The sequence below is a fragment of the Aromatoleum evansii genome (assembly GCF_045689615.1).
Classification (GTDB): Bacteria; Pseudomonadota; Gammaproteobacteria; order Burkholderiales; family Rhodocyclaceae; genus Aromatoleum; species Aromatoleum evansii.
Genome location: NZ_CP141259.1, coordinates 3,328,321 through 3,342,978 on the forward strand (window position 1 = coordinate 3,328,321; position 14,658 = coordinate 3,342,978).

Annotated in this window: 15 protein-coding genes; 5 read left to right on the plus strand and 10 right to left on the minus strand. The window is 67.2% G+C overall.

Going from position 1 to position 14,658, the window contains the following annotated elements; genetic code table 11:
- Nucleotides 1–24: 24 nt before the first annotated feature.
- Both U5817_RS15590 and U5817_RS15595 read right to left on the minus strand, forming a co-directional pair.
- Nucleotides 25–756 (minus strand): serine protease, encoded by a 732-nt coding sequence (locus U5817_RS15590; RefSeq protein ID WP_407277957.1) that lies wholly within the window; start codon nucleotides 754–756, stop codon nucleotides 25–27.
- A gap of 181 nt (nucleotides 757–937) precedes the next feature.
- Nucleotides 938–2,077, minus strand: coding sequence for an alkene reductase (locus U5817_RS15595; protein WP_407277958.1), 1,140 nt, complete (start codon nucleotides 2,075–2,077; stop codon nucleotides 938–940).
- A 143-nt stretch (nucleotides 2,078–2,220) separates the two neighbouring features.
- Here U5817_RS15595 and U5817_RS15600 point away from each other — a divergent pair, with 143 nt between their 5' ends.
- The 3 genes from U5817_RS15600 (at nucleotide 2,221) to U5817_RS15610 (ending at nucleotide 5,027) form a co-directional block, all read left to right on the plus strand.
- A complete protein-coding gene (locus U5817_RS15600) occupies nucleotides 2,221–3,195 on the plus strand; it encodes a LysR family transcriptional regulator (protein WP_407277959.1) in 975 nt (324 codons plus the stop codon).
- 132 nt (nucleotides 3,196–3,327) lie between these two features.
- Nucleotides 3,328–4,005 (plus strand): gamma-glutamylcyclotransferase, encoded by a 678-nt coding sequence (locus U5817_RS15605; protein WP_407277960.1) that lies wholly within the window; start codon nucleotides 3,328–3,330, stop codon nucleotides 4,003–4,005.
- Nucleotides 4,006–4,208: 203 nt separating this feature from the next.
- Nucleotides 4,209–5,027 (plus strand): alpha/beta fold hydrolase, encoded by an 819-nt coding sequence (locus U5817_RS15610; RefSeq protein ID WP_407277961.1) that lies wholly within the window; start codon nucleotides 4,209–4,211, stop codon nucleotides 5,025–5,027.
- A gap of 86 nt (nucleotides 5,028–5,113) precedes the next feature.
- Here the strand turns inward: U5817_RS15610 and U5817_RS15615 are convergent, their stop codons facing one another.
- From U5817_RS15615 to U5817_RS15625, 3 genes are all read right to left on the minus strand, one after another.
- Complete coding sequence (locus tag U5817_RS15615) at nucleotides 5,114–6,679, minus strand: acyl-CoA synthetase (RefSeq protein WP_407277962.1); 1,566 nt, start codon at nucleotides 6,677–6,679, stop codon at nucleotides 5,114–5,116.
- Between the two features lie 70 nt (nucleotides 6,680–6,749).
- Nucleotides 6,750–7,940: a thiolase family protein gene (locus U5817_RS15620; RefSeq protein ID WP_407277963.1), complete on the minus strand. Its 1,191-nt coding sequence runs from the start codon at nucleotides 7,938–7,940 to the stop codon at nucleotides 6,750–6,752.
- Nucleotides 7,941–7,956: 16 nt separating this feature from the next.
- On the minus strand, nucleotides 7,957–9,093 hold the full coding sequence (locus U5817_RS15625; protein WP_407277964.1) for an acyl-CoA dehydrogenase family protein: 1,137 nt from the start codon (nucleotides 9,091–9,093) through the stop codon (nucleotides 7,957–7,959).
- A 232-nt stretch (nucleotides 9,094–9,325) separates the two neighbouring features.
- Between U5817_RS15625 and U5817_RS15630 the strand changes: the two genes are divergently transcribed.
- Entirely contained in the window at nucleotides 9,326–10,348 is a 1,023-nt protein-coding gene (locus tag U5817_RS15630; RefSeq protein ID WP_407277965.1) for an AraC family transcriptional regulator, read from the plus strand.
- A 90-nt stretch (nucleotides 10,349–10,438) separates the two neighbouring features.
- Here the strand turns inward: U5817_RS15630 and U5817_RS15635 are convergent, their stop codons facing one another.
- The 5 genes from U5817_RS15635 to U5817_RS15655 all read right to left on the minus strand — a co-directional run bounded on the left by U5817_RS15635 (nucleotide 10,439) and on the right by U5817_RS15655 (nucleotide 13,269).
- A complete protein-coding gene (locus tag U5817_RS15635; protein WP_407277966.1) occupies nucleotides 10,439–11,026 on the minus strand; it encodes a class I SAM-dependent methyltransferase in 588 nt (195 codons plus the stop codon).
- Between the two features lie 31 nt (nucleotides 11,027–11,057).
- Entirely contained in the window at nucleotides 11,058–11,399 is a 342-nt protein-coding gene (locus U5817_RS15640; RefSeq protein WP_169125816.1) for a DsrE/DsrF/TusD sulfur relay family protein, read from the minus strand.
- Nucleotides 11,400–11,426: 27 nt separating this feature from the next.
- A complete protein-coding gene (locus U5817_RS15645; protein WP_407277967.1) occupies nucleotides 11,427–12,086 on the minus strand; it encodes an ArsR/SmtB family transcription factor in 660 nt (219 codons plus the stop codon).
- A gap of 78 nt (nucleotides 12,087–12,164) precedes the next feature.
- A complete protein-coding gene (ypfH, locus tag U5817_RS15650) occupies nucleotides 12,165–12,785 on the minus strand; it encodes an esterase (RefSeq protein ID WP_407277968.1) in 621 nt (206 codons plus the stop codon).
- Nucleotides 12,786–12,816: 31 nt separating this feature from the next.
- Entirely contained in the window at nucleotides 12,817–13,269 is a 453-nt protein-coding gene (locus U5817_RS15655; protein WP_407277969.1) for a DoxX family protein, read from the minus strand.
- Nucleotides 13,270–13,576: 307 nt separating this feature from the next.
- Between U5817_RS15655 and U5817_RS15660 the strand changes: the two genes are divergently transcribed.
- Nucleotides 13,577–14,557, plus strand: a complete 981-nt coding sequence (locus U5817_RS15660) for a glutathione S-transferase family protein (protein WP_407277970.1) — start codon at nucleotides 13,577–13,579, stop codon at nucleotides 14,555–14,557.
- The last annotated feature ends 101 nt before the right edge of the window (nucleotides 14,558–14,658 follow it).

Here is a 14,658-nt window from a genome sequence, read left to right on the forward strand (position 1 = left end):
CTACCCGCCTGCGGCTGCAATGGGTCAGGACTTGATCAACGTTAGCAGAATATCCGCGTACCAGGCGCAGTTCAGGCCCAGCGCCTCGTCCTGAGCGAGATCGCGCGTCCCGACGTCGAGCCGCGCCGAATGCACACCGAGCAACATCCACGGCAGATCGCCATAGCTCGCTGGCGGATTGGCCACTCGCATCACCACCGGCGCACCGCTGGTGCCGCGGTGGGTGCGCGCATCGGTCAGGAAATAACCCTCGCCCTTGAAGCGCAGTCCGAACGACGACGCGACGACTGCGTGGCGCACCACCGGCATGTGATGCAGGGTGTCGTGAAAGCCGAGCGGGAAGCCCACCACCAGCAGCGTAGTGCCGATTTCGACGCGGTCGAGCAGCCCCGGCAGATGCGCGGGCATAAAGGCGCGGTAAACCAGCTGTGCGGGGAGCGCCCCACGCTCGACTTCGAGAACTGCCACGTCGATATTGCCCGCGGCGTCGAATCCCTGGCGCCACAAGGCTCGACCGTTGCGGTACAGCGGCATCGAGAAGCCCGTCGATTCCGCGAGGTTGTCGGGATTGTTGTGCAGCTCGAGTTCGATGCGGTCCGGGAAGTGCCGGGTCGGCTTGTCGAACAGCACGTGGCGGCTGGTGACGACGAACAAGCGCTGATCCATCGCGAAGAAGAACCCGCTCGCATTCGTCAGCGGCCGCTGCCGATCGAAGGTGACGATGGGCACGGTCGTCAGGAGCAGGGATTCGATCATTCGCAGGGCACCGTCATGGATCCAGGCTGGCCGCCGCCGGACCCGTGCAGCGATCTCGATCGCGAAACGACCGGCGGGCGGATTTCGATCTACCGCAGCATACGCCACAATGGCCGACGGGCCCGGGCGCGCAGTCTCGATCGAGTGCGCGTCCCGGGCCCGTCCATGCCGCAAACGCGGATCAGGCCGCGATCGCCTCCAACGCCGGATAGTCGATGTAGCCTTCCGGGCCGGGCGCGTAGAAGGTCTTGGGGTTCGGCGCGTTGAGCACCGTGTCGTGCCGCAGGCGATGCACGAGATCCGGGTTCGCGATGAACAGGCGACCGAAGGCCACCGCGTCCGCCCTGCCCGACTCGACCGCGTCGATCGCCATCGCGCGGTCGTAACCGTTGTTCGCGATGTAGGTGCCCTTGAAGGCCTTGCGCGCCCAGGCGAAGTCGAAGCCCGGCACGTCACGCGGGCCGCCGGTGGCGCCTTCGACGAAATGGATGAAGGCGATGCCGCGCTTGTTCAGTTCCTCGACGAGATAGCCGAAGACCGCCTGCGGCTTGCTGTCCGACAGGTCGTTGGCGGGCGTGACCGGCGACAGGCGGATGCCGACGCGGCCCGCGCCGATCTCGGCGACCACCGCGTCGATCACTTCGAGCGCGAAGCGCGCGCGGTTCGCGACCGAGCCACCGTACTGGTCGGTGCGCTGGTTGGCACCGTCGCGCAGGAACTGGTCGACCAGGTAGCCGTTCGCGCCGTGGATCTCGACGCCATCGAAACCCGCGCGGATCGCGTTCGCCGCGGCGCGGCGGAATTCCTGCACGACTTCGGCGATCTCCGCGACGCTCAGCGCACGCGGCACGGGCACTTCCATCTTGCCGTTGCGCGTGTAGGCGACGACGTTCGGCCTGATTGCCGAGGGGGCGACCGGCTGCGCACCACCGGTGAGATCCGGGTGCGTGACGCGCCCGACGTGCCAGATCTGCGCGACGATCTTCGAGCCGGCTTCATGCACCGCCTGGGTGATCGGTTTCCAGCCCTCGACCTGTTCGTCCGAGTAGATGCCTGGCGTTGCCATGTAGCCCTTGCCCACGGGCGAGACCTGCGTGCCTTCGCTGATGATCAGGCCCGCGTTGCTGCGCTGGCGGTAGTACTCGACGTTCATCGGGCTGCCGGGAATGTCGCCGGCGGCCTCATCGGCGCGGCTGCGCGTCAGCGGCGCCATCACGACGCGGTTGGCGACCTCGATGTCGCCGATGCGTGCGGGCTGGAACAGTTTGCGGGTATCGGATTCGCCGCCGTTGCGGGCGGCCTGCGGGTGCGGAGCGTTCATGCGGGGATGTCCTTCGTTGACTGCAATCGAAAACCGGATCAGTCGCCTGATCGACTTGCTGCGATTATGTCCATGCCTGACCCGATGGAGTAGCCAGCAGTAGTGATAGCATCTATTCCCTACAGGAATACACCGGAGCCGCGATGGACCGCATGCGCCTGATGGAAACCTTCGTCCGCGTCGTCGAGACGGGCAATTTTTCCGCCGTCGCGCGCGAGGCGCGCACCACCCAGTCGGCCATCAGCAAGCAGGTGCAGGCCCTCGAAGCGCTCGTCGGCGCGCCGCTGCTCGTGCGCTCGTCGCGCAGCCACTCGCTCACCGAGGCCGGTCAGCTCTACTACGAGCGCTGCCGGCAGGTGCTCGACACGCTGGAGGAAGCGCACATCGAGGTGCGCCGCACCGAGCATGAAGTCGGCGGCGTGCTGCGCGTCGCCGCCCCGGCCGCGTTCGGGCGGCTGCACATCGTGCCGCGCCTGCGCGAGTTCTACGCGCGCTACCCCCGCCTCAAGCTCGACCTGCAGCTCGACGACGGTTTCACCGACCTCGTCACCGCAGGCATCGATGTCGCCTTCCGCGTCGGCGAGCTCAAGGACAGCCGCCTCGTCGCCCGCCGCATCGGCACCGCCCACCGCGCCACCCTCGCCTCGCCCGCCTACCTCGAAGCCCACGGCGAACCGCAGCACCCGGACGAGCTCGCGCAGCACAACTGCCTCATCTACACCGGACTGGCTACGCTCAACGAATGGAACTACCGCGACGCCGAGGAGCGGCCGCACGCCATCCGTGTCGACGGCAACTTCCAGTCGAACAGCTCGGAAGCGATCCGTCAGGCGACGTGCGAGGGGCTAGGCATCAGCTACTCGCCGCTATGGACCTTCGGCGAGGACCTGCGCGCCGGCCGCGTGAGAGCCATCCTCACCCGCTACCGCCCGCCCTCGCTGCCGCTCAACGTCGTCTTCCAGCCCGCGCGCCGCCCTTCGCTGAAGGTGAACAGCTTCGTGAACTACTTTTCGGAAGCGTTCAGCCGCGATCCGGACATCGCGCAGATGCTGACTGCCGACCCGGACACGGCAGATGCGGCCACCGACGCCCTGCCGGGTTCCAGACTGCGGAGATGACCGCCCCGACCGGCGCCGCTTGATGACGCCGATTGCCCCGCCCCACACGCCTCGACCGCCCGCTCATCACGCTCGACATCGAACCCGCCCGAGTCCCTTGACTTCAAGGGCCCGATGCCGGAACGTCCGCCCATGACGATCCTGACCCGCGAAAAGCTCGTCGATGGCAGCTTCCGCAACGGCCTCGACATGCCCTCCGATCTCACCTGGAGCGACGCCGAGCTCGATCGATCGCTCGCCACGACCCTGCAGGCGCGGCCCGGTGGCGCGATGTGGATCTTCGCCTATGGCTCACTGATGTGGAACCCGCTCATCGCCTTCGACGAGCAGCGCATCGCGACGCTCGATGGCTGGCATCGCAGCTTCTGCGTGCGCTCGATTTCCTATCGCGGCACGCCGGAGCGGCCCGGTCGGGTGCTCGCGCTGGAGCCGGGCGGACAAGTCCGGGGCATGGCGCTGCGGCTGAATGAGGACCAGGCCGCCACCGAACTGCGCCTGCTGTGGGCGCGCGAGATGTGCAGCGGCGTCTACCGTCCGCTGTGGGCGCCGCTCCTCCTCGACGACGGCCGCACGGTGACGGCGATCGTCTTCGTCGTCAATCCGACGCAGCCGCTCTACGAGCCGGATGCAACGGTTGCGTCGGTCGCCCGGATCGTCGCCGATGCCGCCGGCGTGGTCGGCTCCAATGCCGACTACGTCCATGCGCTCGACACCGCTCTGGCGGACCGCGGCCTGCGGGATCCGTATATCGAAGCGATCGTCGACGAGATCGGGCGCGACAAGGACGGAGCTGCGCAGCCCGGCGCATGAAATCATCGGCATCGTCACGAGGGGCGCTCTGCGTCATCTGTGGGCTTGACGAGCAGCCGACAAGCGATCGCACCAATATATTGACGTTTACGTCAACGTAATTACAATCATCGGAACAAACAACGCGGGGCACGGCGACTCAGGATTCACCTCCGGTCGTCCGCGGAATGCACCCAACCAGCCCAACCGAGAGAGCCCTCTAAATGACCGACCTGAACACCCCCGGCATCCATTCCTGCGACCATTGGATCGAGCATCCGCAAGGACGGATCTTCGCCCGCTCCTGGACGCCACCGGGCGCGGCGGGCAACCCCCGACCGCAAAGCCCGATCGTGCTGTTCCACGATTCCCTCGGTTGTGTCGAGCTTTGGCGCGACTTTCCCGCCGCACTCAGCGCCGCCACCGGACGCCGGGTCCTCGCCTACGACCGGCTGGGCTTCGGCCGTTCCGATCCACGCCGCGACCTGCCGGCGCTGGACTTCGTCGCCGACGAAGCAGCAAGCTATTTCCCCATCGTGCGCGAGCAGCTCGGTATCGGGCGATTCGTCGCGTTCGGGCACAGCGTCGGCGGCGGCATGGCCGTGAACTGCGCGGCCGCCTTCGGCGCGGAGTGCGAAGTGCTGATCACCGAATCGGCGCAGGTCTTTCCCGAAGAGCGGACGCTGAGCAGCATCGCCGAGGCGAAGGAGCAGTTCCGGGACGACACGCAACTGAAGCGGCTCGAGCGCTATCACGGCGACAAGGCGAGATGGGTTGTCGATGCCTGGACCGAAAGCTGGCTGCATCCGGAGTTCGCCGCATGGACGCTCGAAGGCGTGCTGCCGCGCGTGACCAGCCCGGTCCTGGCGATCCACGGCATCCACGACGAATATGGCACCACGACCCATCCGGAAATGATCGGCAACCTCAGTTCCGGGCCGTCGCGCGTCGAGATCCTGCCAGACACCTACCATGTGCCCCACCGTGAGCGCCCCGCGGTTGTGCTCAATCTGGTGGCCGAGTTTCTCGACTCGATCGGATAGCGCACAAGAAAGCAGGGCGGATGAGCCGCGCAGCGGCTTCATCCGCCGAATGCGCAGCTCGTTCCGTCCCGGGACCCGCCGCCCGATTACGTCCGGAACCGCTCCCGCAACTCGCGCTTCAGCAGCTTCCCCGACGCGTTGCGCGGCATGTCCTCGACGAAGTACACCCGCTTGGGCACCTTGAACGCGGCCAGATTCTCGCGCACGTGCGCGATCAGCTCGTCGGCGCTCGCCGTGGCGCCCTGCTTCAAGGCAACCACCGCCGCGACGGCCTCGATCCAACGTTCGTCCGGCAGGCCGATCACCGCGACCTCGCCCACTGCCGGGTGAGTGTACAGGCACTCTTCCACCTCGCGGCTCGCCACCACCACCCCGCCGGTCTTGATGATGTCCTTGATGCGGTCGGTGATGTAGAGATAGCCGCCCTCGTCGAGGTAGCCGACGTCGCCGGTGCGGAACCAGCCGTCGGCAAACGTGCCGGCCGTCTCTTCCGGCTTGTCCCAGTAGCCGCTCATGAGCTGCGGCGAACGATGCACGATCTCGCCCATCTCCCCGGGCGCGACGTCCTGCATGTTTACATCGACGATGCGCGTCTCGACGTTGAAGATCGGCCGCCCCGCCGAGGCCGGGCGCTCTGCGTGCTCCTCGGGACGCAGCACGGTCGCAAGCGGTGCGATCTCGCTCTGGCCGTAGCAGTTGTAGAGCCGCAGCCCCGGCAGGCGCGACGCGAGCTCCTGCAGCACCGGCACCGGCATGATCGACGCGCCGTAATAGCCCTTCTGCAGCGAGGCGAGGCGCGCTGCGTCGAAACCCGGATGACGCAGGAAGGCGATCCACACCGTCGGCGGCGCGAAGAAGGACGTCACGCGCTCGCGCTCGATCAGCTCGAAGCAGCGGTCCGGCTGCGGCGCCTGCACCAGCCGCGTCGTGCCGCCGACCAGCAGCTGCGGCATCAGGAAGACGTGCATCTGCGCCGAGTGGTAGAGCGGCAAGGCGGCCAGCGAGACGTCCTCGCCGCGGATGTCGGTCGCGAGCAGCGTGCTCGTGTATTCGGCCAGCAGCGCGCGATGGCTCATCATCGCCCCCTTGGGCGCGGCGGTCGTGCCGGAGGTGTACAAGAGCTGGGCGATGTCCTCGTCCGTCGTGTCGATGTGCGGCGCCACGTCATCCCCCGCACCCTGCGACCACTCCAGCACGTCCCGCCCGCTGCCGCCGTGCAGCGTCCCGCGCCATTCGCAGCCCAGCGTCGGCCCGAGCGCCTCGACGTGCACCGCCATGTCGGCATCGCAGAACAGCGCACGCGCGCCCGACTGGTCGACGATGTAGCGCAGCTCCGCGTCGAGCAGCGCGTAGTTGATCGGCACGTGGATGAGGCCGGCCTTCACGCAGCCCAGCCACAGCAGCACGTAGGCATCGGAATTGCGCCCGTAGGCCGCGACGCGGTCGCCGGCGACGAGGCCCAGCCCCAGCAGCCGGTTGGCCACGCGATTGGCCGCGCGGTCGAGCTCGGCGTAACGCCAGCTGCGCGCCTCGAAACGCAGCGCCTCGCGCTGCGGGTTGCGGCGCACCGATCGCGCGAATGCATCGCCGATCAGGTTGCGCGCCGCCCGGCGCACGTTCAGGTTCAGGTCGTCGATTTTCACGGCACTCATCCTCTCGTCTCCATTCTTGTACCGGGGCCTCGGCTGCGCCCCCGTTCGTGTGCTTACTTGCGTCGTCGCTTCAGATCCGTTCGATCACCGTGGCCGTCGCCATGCCGTGGCCGATGCACATCACCTGCAGGCCGAACTGGCCGCCGCGGTGCTCCAGCCCGGCGAGCATCTTCGCCATCAGGCCCGCGCCGGTGCCGCCCAGCGGGTGGCCGTGGGCGATGGCGCCGCCCCACGGGTTGAGCTTGTCGAGTTCCGGTGCGAACTCGCGTGCGAAGCACAGCGCGACGCTGGCGAAGGCCTCGTTCAGCTCGATCCAGTCGAGGTCGCGGATCGACAGCCCGGCGAGCTCCAGCGCGCGGCGCGCGGCGGGGATCACGCCGGTGAGCTGCATCACCGGATCCGAGCCGATCGCCACCCGCGCACGGAAGCGCGCCCGCGGCCTGATCCCGAGCGCCTCGGCGGCCGCGCGACGCCCCACCAGCACCGCCGACGCGCCGTCCGACATCTGGCTCGCGTTCGCGGCGGTGACCCCACCTTCGCCCGGCTGACGGAACACCGGCGCCATGCCGCGCATGCGGTCTACGTCGATCGATGCGCGGATGCCTTCGTCGTGAGCCAGCGTGATCGCGGCCCCATCCTTGTCCACGCCCTTCACCGGCAGGATCTCGGCGTGCAGGCCCGCGGCGCGCGCGGCTTCGGCGCGGCGATGGCTCTCGATCGCGAACTCGTCCATGTCGGCGCGCGAGAACTTCCACTGCTCGGCGATGCGCTCGGCGCTCTCCACCTGATGCGGGATCGCGTAGCGGCGCAGGATGTCGGGATGCAGGCCGTCGAAGCCGCGGAAATCGCCCTTGCCCAGCGTCAGGTCGAGGAACATCGGCACCCGGCTCATGCTCTCGACGCCGCAGCCGATTGCGAAATCGAGATCGCCCGCCGCCACCGCCTGCGACGCGGCATGCACCGCGAACTGGCTGGAGCCGCACATCCTGTTCATCGACACGCCCGGCACCTCGGCCGGCAGGCCTGCCAGCAGCGCCGCCTGGCGGCCGATGTTGGCGCCCTGCTCGCCCGCCTGGCTCACGCAGCCCGCGAGCACGTCGCCGACCCGATCGGCGGGCAAGCCGGTGCGCTGCAGCACGCCGCCGACCGCCGTCGCCAGCAGTTCGTCGGGACGGGTCTCGCGCAGCGCGCCGCCGCGGCGGCCGAAGGGGGTGCGGACGGCGCCTAGGATCAGCGCTTCGTTGGGGTAGGGTTGGGTCATCGATTGCTCCTGTCGTTCAAGCCCGCTGCATTTCCCGGGCGATGATGTTGCGCTGGATCTCGCTCGTGCCTTCGTAGATCTGCAGCACCTTGGCGTCACGGAAGAGTTTTTCCACCGGATACTCGGTCGAGTAGCCCATGCCGCCGAAAATCTGCACCGCCTCGGTCGCGGCCCACATCGCCGCGTCGGCGGCGAAGGCCTTGGCGATCGAAGCCTCGATCGTGTTCGGCCGCCCCTGGTCCAGCAGCCACGCCGCCTGGTAGGTGAGCAGGCGCGCCGCCTCGAGCTTCATGCGCATCTCGGCGAGCTTGTGTGCGACCGCCTGATGCTCGATCAGGCGCCTGCCCATGCTGCGGCGCTCCGTTGCGTAGGCCAGCGCCTCGTCGATGCAGCGCTCGATGAGCCCGACCCCGAAGGCCGCGACCATGGGCCGCGAGTGATCGAACACCGCCATCGCAAGCTCGAAGCCGCTGCCCTCCTCGCCCAGCCGGTGGTCCTCGGGCACGAACACCTTGTCGAGGAAGACCTCGCAGGTCGGCGCGGCGCACTGCCCGAGCTTGCCCAGCGGCTCGCCGACCGACAGCCCCTGGCTTGCGCGCGGCACGATGAAGGCCGTCATGCCCCGGTGGCCCGCATCCGGTGCGGTCTTGGCGAAGACGACAAGGAACTCGGCGAGGTTGGCGTTCGAGATCCAGATCTTGCTGCCCGTCAGCATGTAACCGCCGGACACGCGCTCGGCGCGCGTCCGGATACCGGCCACATCCGACCCCGCTCCCGGTTCCGTCATCGCAAAGCTCGCCAGCGCCCCCTGCGCCGCCGCGGCGAGATAACGCCTGCGCTGCGCCTCGGTGCCCGCAATCACGATCGGCTCGGTCGCCAGCGCATTCACGCACAAGGCAGTGCCGATGCCGAGGCAGCCGCGGCAGAAGGCTTCGGTCACCAGCACCAGCTCGAGACAGCCCAGACCGCCGCCCCCGACCGATTCCGGCAGATTGATGCCGAGCAGGCCCAGCTCCTGCGCGCGTTGATGCACCTCGACCGGGAAGGCCTTGCTGCGGTCCGCCTCGGCCGCACGCGGCACGATCTCGCGGTCGGAGAAACGCCGCGCAAGCTCGCGGATCTCGCGCTGCTCCGCGTTCAACTGAAAATCCATGATCTCTCCTCGAAACCACCCCCTCGCGGGCGGCGGGCGCATCTGTGCTTTAATTGCCAGAGCGTGACGCATCGTCGCGTCAATCGCCGCACCGGCAACGGCTTAAATGTTTCAGATGTCTCGATTTGTGATCCATACTATTGCGTATGGTGACGTTTGTAGATGGCAGAAAACGCCCATCGATTGACATTTTCTGCCACCAATTCGCCAACTCAAGTGGAATCACGAAAGCATGAACCGGCCATCCGTCACCGTTCCGATCCACATGATCGGACAGCTCGTCGAGCGGCTCGGAGAGCGCCGGGCGCTCGCCTGGGACTGCATCGCCCGCGCCGGCATCGCACCGGCGCTGCTCGAACAGGAATCGGCGCGCGTCACCGTCGAACAGTTCGCGCTCTTCTACCGCACGCTCGCGGTCGAACTGGATGACGAAACGCCTCTCTTCTTCTCGCGCCCCCTGCGCGCGGGCACGCTCAAATTCCTGTGCCTGTGCCTGATCGACGCCGCCAACCTGCGCGTCGCGCTGCACCGCTTCTGCGGCTTCTTCCGGCTGATGCTGGACGACCTGCAGTTCGAGATGCACGACGATGACGGCCTCACGCGCATCGCGCTGGTCGAGCGGACCGACCTGGGCGAGGCACGGGTGCTGATCCTGGAACTCATGCTGATGCTCGTGCAGGGCATCGCGTCGTGGATGATCGACCGCAAGCTTCTCTTAGCCCGCGTCGACCTCGCCTACCCGCCCCCGCCGCATGCCGGCGAATACATCAACATGTACGCCGGCCCGGCGCGCTTCGACCGCCCGCTCACGGCGCTCCACATCGACCCGATCTTCATGGATGCCCCCGTCCGCCAGGACAAGGCCTCCCTCGCCGCCTTCCTGCGCAGCGCCCCGATGGACTGGATCCACGTCTCGGTGAGCGAACGCCTGGTCACCCACCGCGTGCGCGACCTGCTCGAAGCGCGCCTCGGCACGCCACAAACGGTGGAGGACGTCGCCCGCGCCCTGCACATCTCGCCGCGCACCCTCGCCCGCCGCCTCGACGCCGAAGGCACGCACTTCCAGGCGATCAAGGACGCGCTGCGCCGCGACGTGGCGATCGCGCGCATCTCGCGCTCGGATGAATCCATCGCCAACATCGGGGCCGAGCTGGGCTTCGACGACCCGGCCGCATTCAACCGGGCGTTCCGGCAGTGGACGGGAACACCACCCGGAACTTATCGACGGCGCGGGGCGGATCCGCGCGCGGGTTGAGCTTCCCGGAACATTGCCACCGCCCTTCGACCAGCCTGGCTTGAACCCAGCCCAAGGGCTCAGGGCGAACGGAAGTATTCAATTGCCGGATTACTCATGCGCCGGCCGCCGCGCCAGGATCCCGAAGTGGTACGGCGCGGCGTCGCCCAGCGCGACCGGCCGGACCGCATCGAACCCGGCCTCGACCATCCAGGCGGCACACTGATCCGGCCGAGGACGAATCGCCAGGGGCGGACCCCGCGGCGTTTCGATGTCGCTGCGCCAGTGAATCACGGACAGGACGCCGCCCGGCTGCAGGCTTCGATAAGCCTCGCGCAGCAAGGCGACGGGGTCTTCGATATGCAGCAGGTTGAAGAGCATGGCATGGTCTTGCGAGCCATCCGGTACGCCCGTGCCGTGCTCGACGAAGTCGCGCAGCTCCGCCCGGATGTTCGATAGACCGGCACTCTGCGCGCGTTGTCGCACCAGGCTCACCATGCCCGGCTCGATGTCGAGTGCGGTTACCAGGCCCCGTGTCCGGGCGGCAGCAGGCAGGGTGAAGGTACCGTAGCCGCAACCGAACTCCACCAGGTTGCGGCCATCCCCCGGGGCAGGCAGAAGGCAATCCAGGATGCGCACGGGGTCGAAGAACGAAGCCCAGTACGCCTCGTCGGGCATGCCGCTTTCGCGTCCTTTCATGGCTCGACCTTCGATGCTTGGCTCGCGCCGCTCAAAACACCAGCACCTTGTCGGCAGCGGCCGTCCATTCGGCGAGTTCCTTCAGGGTGCTGCGCCGCACGCCTTCGACCAGCTGGTCGTCGCCCAGGCCGCGAGCGTCCATGCAGGTGCCGCACAGCGCCACCTCGCCCCCCACCATGCGGACCATGTCGCCGGCGTTGTAGTACCCGTCGGGCACTTTCTGGCCGCTCTTGGCGCAGCCGACCGCGTCCCCCATCAGGAACACACGAACCGTCTCGCCCTCCATCCTGCCCAGCGTACGGGCCAGGCGCAGTGCGTTGTAGCTGCGCTCCGTTCCGTAGGGTCCATCGTTGAGAATGAACAAGGTGTTCATGGCAACCCCCTGGCTTCTGCGTTGAGTTCAGTTCTCGACAGGCAAGCCGTTTGCGCTCCACTCGGTCACCCCATCGGAAATCTTGTGCGCACTGAAACCGCGCTGCCGCAGCAGTCGGACGGCTTCGTCCGACATCAGGCAGAACGGTCCGCGGCAATAGGCGACGATTTCCTTCCCGGCCGGCAGCTCGGCCAGCCGTTTTTCGAGTTCGGCGAGCGGCATCGAACGGGCATGCGGGAGGTGCCCGGCGGCATATTCGGCCTCCGGCCGGACGTCTATGACCACGACGTCGCCGCTGCGGGCCTTGGCAAGCAAGGACTCCCGGCTCTCCGAGGTGAGCGCATCGGGGGCGGCGGCCATCCGCTCCAGCGCCACGCGCAGTTCGACCAGATGCTCCTCGGCCACTTCACGGACGTTAAGCCAGAGCCGAGCGACGTCCGGACCGCTCAGCCGGTAATGGATGAACTTGCCCTCCCGGCGTGTTTCCACCAGGCGTGCTTCGCGCAGCGCACGCAGATGGGCACTGGCCAGCCGCATGTCGATATGGGCCTGTTCTGCGAGCAGTTCGACCGTCTTCTCGCCCTGCGCCAGCAATTCGATGAGCTCCAGGCGCTTCGGGCTGGAGATCGCCCTGCCGATGCGGGCAACGTGCTCGTAGAGGGATGACTTGGTGACAGCCTGATTCATACGCACAATCTAACGATTATTGGATTGTACGTAAAGCGCTTCAACCGGAGCACACGGTGCTGACCAATAGCTACACCGTCACCCCTTGCGCAGTTGCGCACACACGAGATCGACGACGTCCGCGTCGATCGTGTGCCCGACCTCCGGCAACAGGTTGAGTCCGACCTCGGCGCCGATCGACGCGAGGCGGTCCGCCGCGGCGATGCTGTAGCGCGGCTCGATTACCGTGTCGTCCTCGCCGTGAATGAGCTGCACGGCCGCCACGGGCCGAACCCTGGGCGGCTGCGCGAAACGCCCGGCGATCGCGATCACCTGCGAAGCAAGTCGATCGGCGGTCTGGGTCGATTCGAGGGCCATGATCGCGCCCTGCGAGAAGCCGATCAGGGTCGTCGCGTCCGGCCCGACGCCGGATTGTTTCTGCCAGTCACGCACGGTTTCTACGAAGCGCGGCATCGCGGCGGCGACACGTTCGAGGCGGTTCTCCTCGGTGACGCCACGCACGGCAAACCACTGCCAGCCGATGCCGAAATCACACGGATCCGGCGATCGCACGCTCACGACGCATGCGGAGGGATCGGCGTGCGCAATGGCGTCGGCGAGCGGCAGGAGGTTCTGCGGCGTCGCGCCGACGCCGTGGAACAGCAGCACCAGCCGCCGCGCGGCGGCCGGTTTCCGGACGAGGACGGTATCGTCGTTCATGTTTGTGTCCCGGTTCAGCTGCGGGAAGGAATCAGTGCTTGCCGTCCGACGATGCCAGCACGGCGTCGAGGGAGGCCCGGCCCGCGCCGCTGAACGCGAGCGAGATCGAGACCGCGAGAAGCGCCAGGCCGAATTCGTAGCCGTTGTTCTTCATGAACAGCCCGTTGGCCGCATGCACGCTGAAGATCGCGACCAGCATGGCGAACGCCAGCACGGCCGACGCGGGGCGCACGAGCAGGCCCACGATCAGCGCGAGGCCGCCGAAGAACTCCGCGCCGCCCGCCAGCAGGGCCATCAGCTGGCCCGGTGCAAGACCGATCGATTCCATCCACTGCCCCGTGCCCTGCAGGCCGTAGCCGCCGAACCAGCCGAAGAGTTTCTGCGCGCCATGCGCTGCGAAGATGATGCCGACCGGAATGCGCAGCGCCAGGGGACCCCAGCCGGCTTTGGTGGCGAGAAGGCGATTGACGAAACCGTTGCTCATTTTCTTTCTCCATTGATTGGGGTTGGGGATGGCCGCATGTCTTCGTACCGCTTGCTGACCGTGGAACGAACTGTACGCGGCGAGACAGTTGAGTTAAATAGCTCCAATTGCGAATTTATGTTCCATTATTTGCAACAATAATCTTGTGAGAACGAGGTCCGCGAAGCACCCGCATTCGTCATCAATGCGTACGTTTTGTTCTTGTTCGGGCAACAGTCATGCCCCCTCGTCGCTGTTTATCTTCCACGGCGCATCCCATACCTTTTCGCCCATAGGGCAATGCCCACAACAGAGAGAGGACAAGAACATGCTCGTGAATGGCAAATGGGCGGAAAAGTGGCAGCCGGTGCAGCAAAGCGACGCCGACGGGCGCTTCATCCGCCAGCATTCGGGTTTCCGCGACCGGATCGGCCCCGACAGCGCGAAGGGCTTCGCCGTCGAAGCGGGCCGCTATCAGCTGTACGTCGCCTACATCTGCCCGTGGGCATCGCGGACGCTGATCGCGCTGCACCTGAAGGGACTCGAGAACGCGATCGACGTGTGCGCGGTCGACCCGCGCCTGGGCGATCAGGGCTGGGCCTTCACCGGACGCGACGACAGCGACCTCGACCCCGTCAACGGCGCGAGCTACATGCACGAAATCTATACGCTGGCCGACCCGACGCACACCGGCCGCGCGACGGTGCCGGTGCTGTGGGACAAGAAGACCCGCACCATCGTCAATAACGAGTCGTCCGACATCGTCCGCATCTTCGACAAGGACTTCGGCGCCCTTGCGACCGGAGACGTCGATCTTTGTCCGCCGGAACTGCAGAAGGAGATCGACGCGGTCAACGAGCGCCTGTACATGAGCTTCAACAACGGCGTGTATCGGGCAGGCTTCGCAGGCACGCAGAAGGCCTACGAGGAAGCGGTCGCCGACGTGTTCGCGTCGCTGGACTGGATGGAAGGCCGCCTCGCACGGGCGGACTGGCTGGTAGGCGACCGGCTTACCGAGACCGACATCCGCGCCTTCGTGACGCTGGTGCGCTTCGAGCTCGCCTACTACAGCCTGTTCAAGTGCAACCTGCGCCCGCTCTCGGCCTACCCGGCTGTACGTGCCTACCTCGTGCGGCTGCTGGCGATCCCGGCCTTCGCGGCGAGCGTCCGCCCCGACCACATCAAGGCGGGCTATTACTCGATCAAGGCGCTCAACCCCACGGGCATCGTTCCCGTCGGCCCCGAACTGGACTACCTCGAAGCGCTGGGCGCCGCACGCGGCGATCGCCCCGCCCGGTCCGCGGCATAGGCGCCGCACGACGCGAAGCCGCGCGCCCGGGCCGCGGCTTCACACAGAGTCTTACAAAGCAGTCGTGCGCGACGGTGCACGGTGCCTGCCGGCGGCGCGTT

What these genes read in the sequence shown, in the direction of transcription:
- U5817_RS15590 (WP_407277957.1), bottom strand. Translation starts at nt 756, where the DNA reads ATGATCGAATCCCTGCTCCTGACGACCGTGCCCATCGTCACCTTCGAT.
- U5817_RS15595 (WP_407277958.1), bottom strand. Translation starts at nt 2,077, where the DNA reads ATGAACGCTCCGCACCCGCAGGCCGCCCGCAACGGCGGCGAATCCGAT.
- U5817_RS15600 (WP_407277959.1), top strand. Translation starts at nt 2,221, where the DNA reads ATGGACCGCATGCGCCTGATGGAAACCTTCGTCCGCGTCGTCGAGACG.
- U5817_RS15605 (WP_407277960.1), top strand. Translation starts at nt 3,328, where the DNA reads ATGACGATCCTGACCCGCGAAAAGCTCGTCGATGGCAGCTTCCGCAAC.
- U5817_RS15610 (WP_407277961.1), top strand. Translation starts at nt 4,209, where the DNA reads ATGACCGACCTGAACACCCCCGGCATCCATTCCTGCGACCATTGGATC.
- U5817_RS15615 (WP_407277962.1), bottom strand. Translation starts at nt 6,679, where the DNA reads ATGAGTGCCGTGAAAATCGACGACCTGAACCTGAACGTGCGCCGGGCG.
- U5817_RS15620 (WP_407277963.1), bottom strand. Translation starts at nt 7,940, where the DNA reads ATGACCCAACCCTACCCCAACGAAGCGCTGATCCTAGGCGCCGTCCGC.
- U5817_RS15625 (WP_407277964.1), bottom strand. Translation starts at nt 9,093, where the DNA reads ATGGATTTTCAGTTGAACGCGGAGCAGCGCGAGATCCGCGAGCTTGCG.
- U5817_RS15630 (WP_407277965.1), top strand. Translation starts at nt 9,326, where the DNA reads ATGAACCGGCCATCCGTCACCGTTCCGATCCACATGATCGGACAGCTC.
- U5817_RS15635 (WP_407277966.1), bottom strand. Translation starts at nt 11,026, where the DNA reads ATGAAAGGACGCGAAAGCGGCATGCCCGACGAGGCGTACTGGGCTTCG.
- U5817_RS15640 (WP_169125816.1), bottom strand. Translation starts at nt 11,399, where the DNA reads ATGAACACCTTGTTCATTCTCAACGATGGACCCTACGGAACGGAGCGC.
- U5817_RS15645 (WP_407277967.1), bottom strand. Translation starts at nt 12,086, where the DNA reads ATGAATCAGGCTGTCACCAAGTCATCCCTCTACGAGCACGTTGCCCGC.
- ypfH (WP_407277968.1), bottom strand. Translation starts at nt 12,785, where the DNA reads ATGAACGACGATACCGTCCTCGTCCGGAAACCGGCCGCCGCGCGGCGG.
- U5817_RS15655 (WP_407277969.1), bottom strand. Translation starts at nt 13,269, where the DNA reads ATGAGCAACGGTTTCGTCAATCGCCTTCTCGCCACCAAAGCCGGCTGG.
- U5817_RS15660 (WP_407277970.1), top strand. Translation starts at nt 13,577, where the DNA reads ATGCTCGTGAATGGCAAATGGGCGGAAAAGTGGCAGCCGGTGCAGCAA.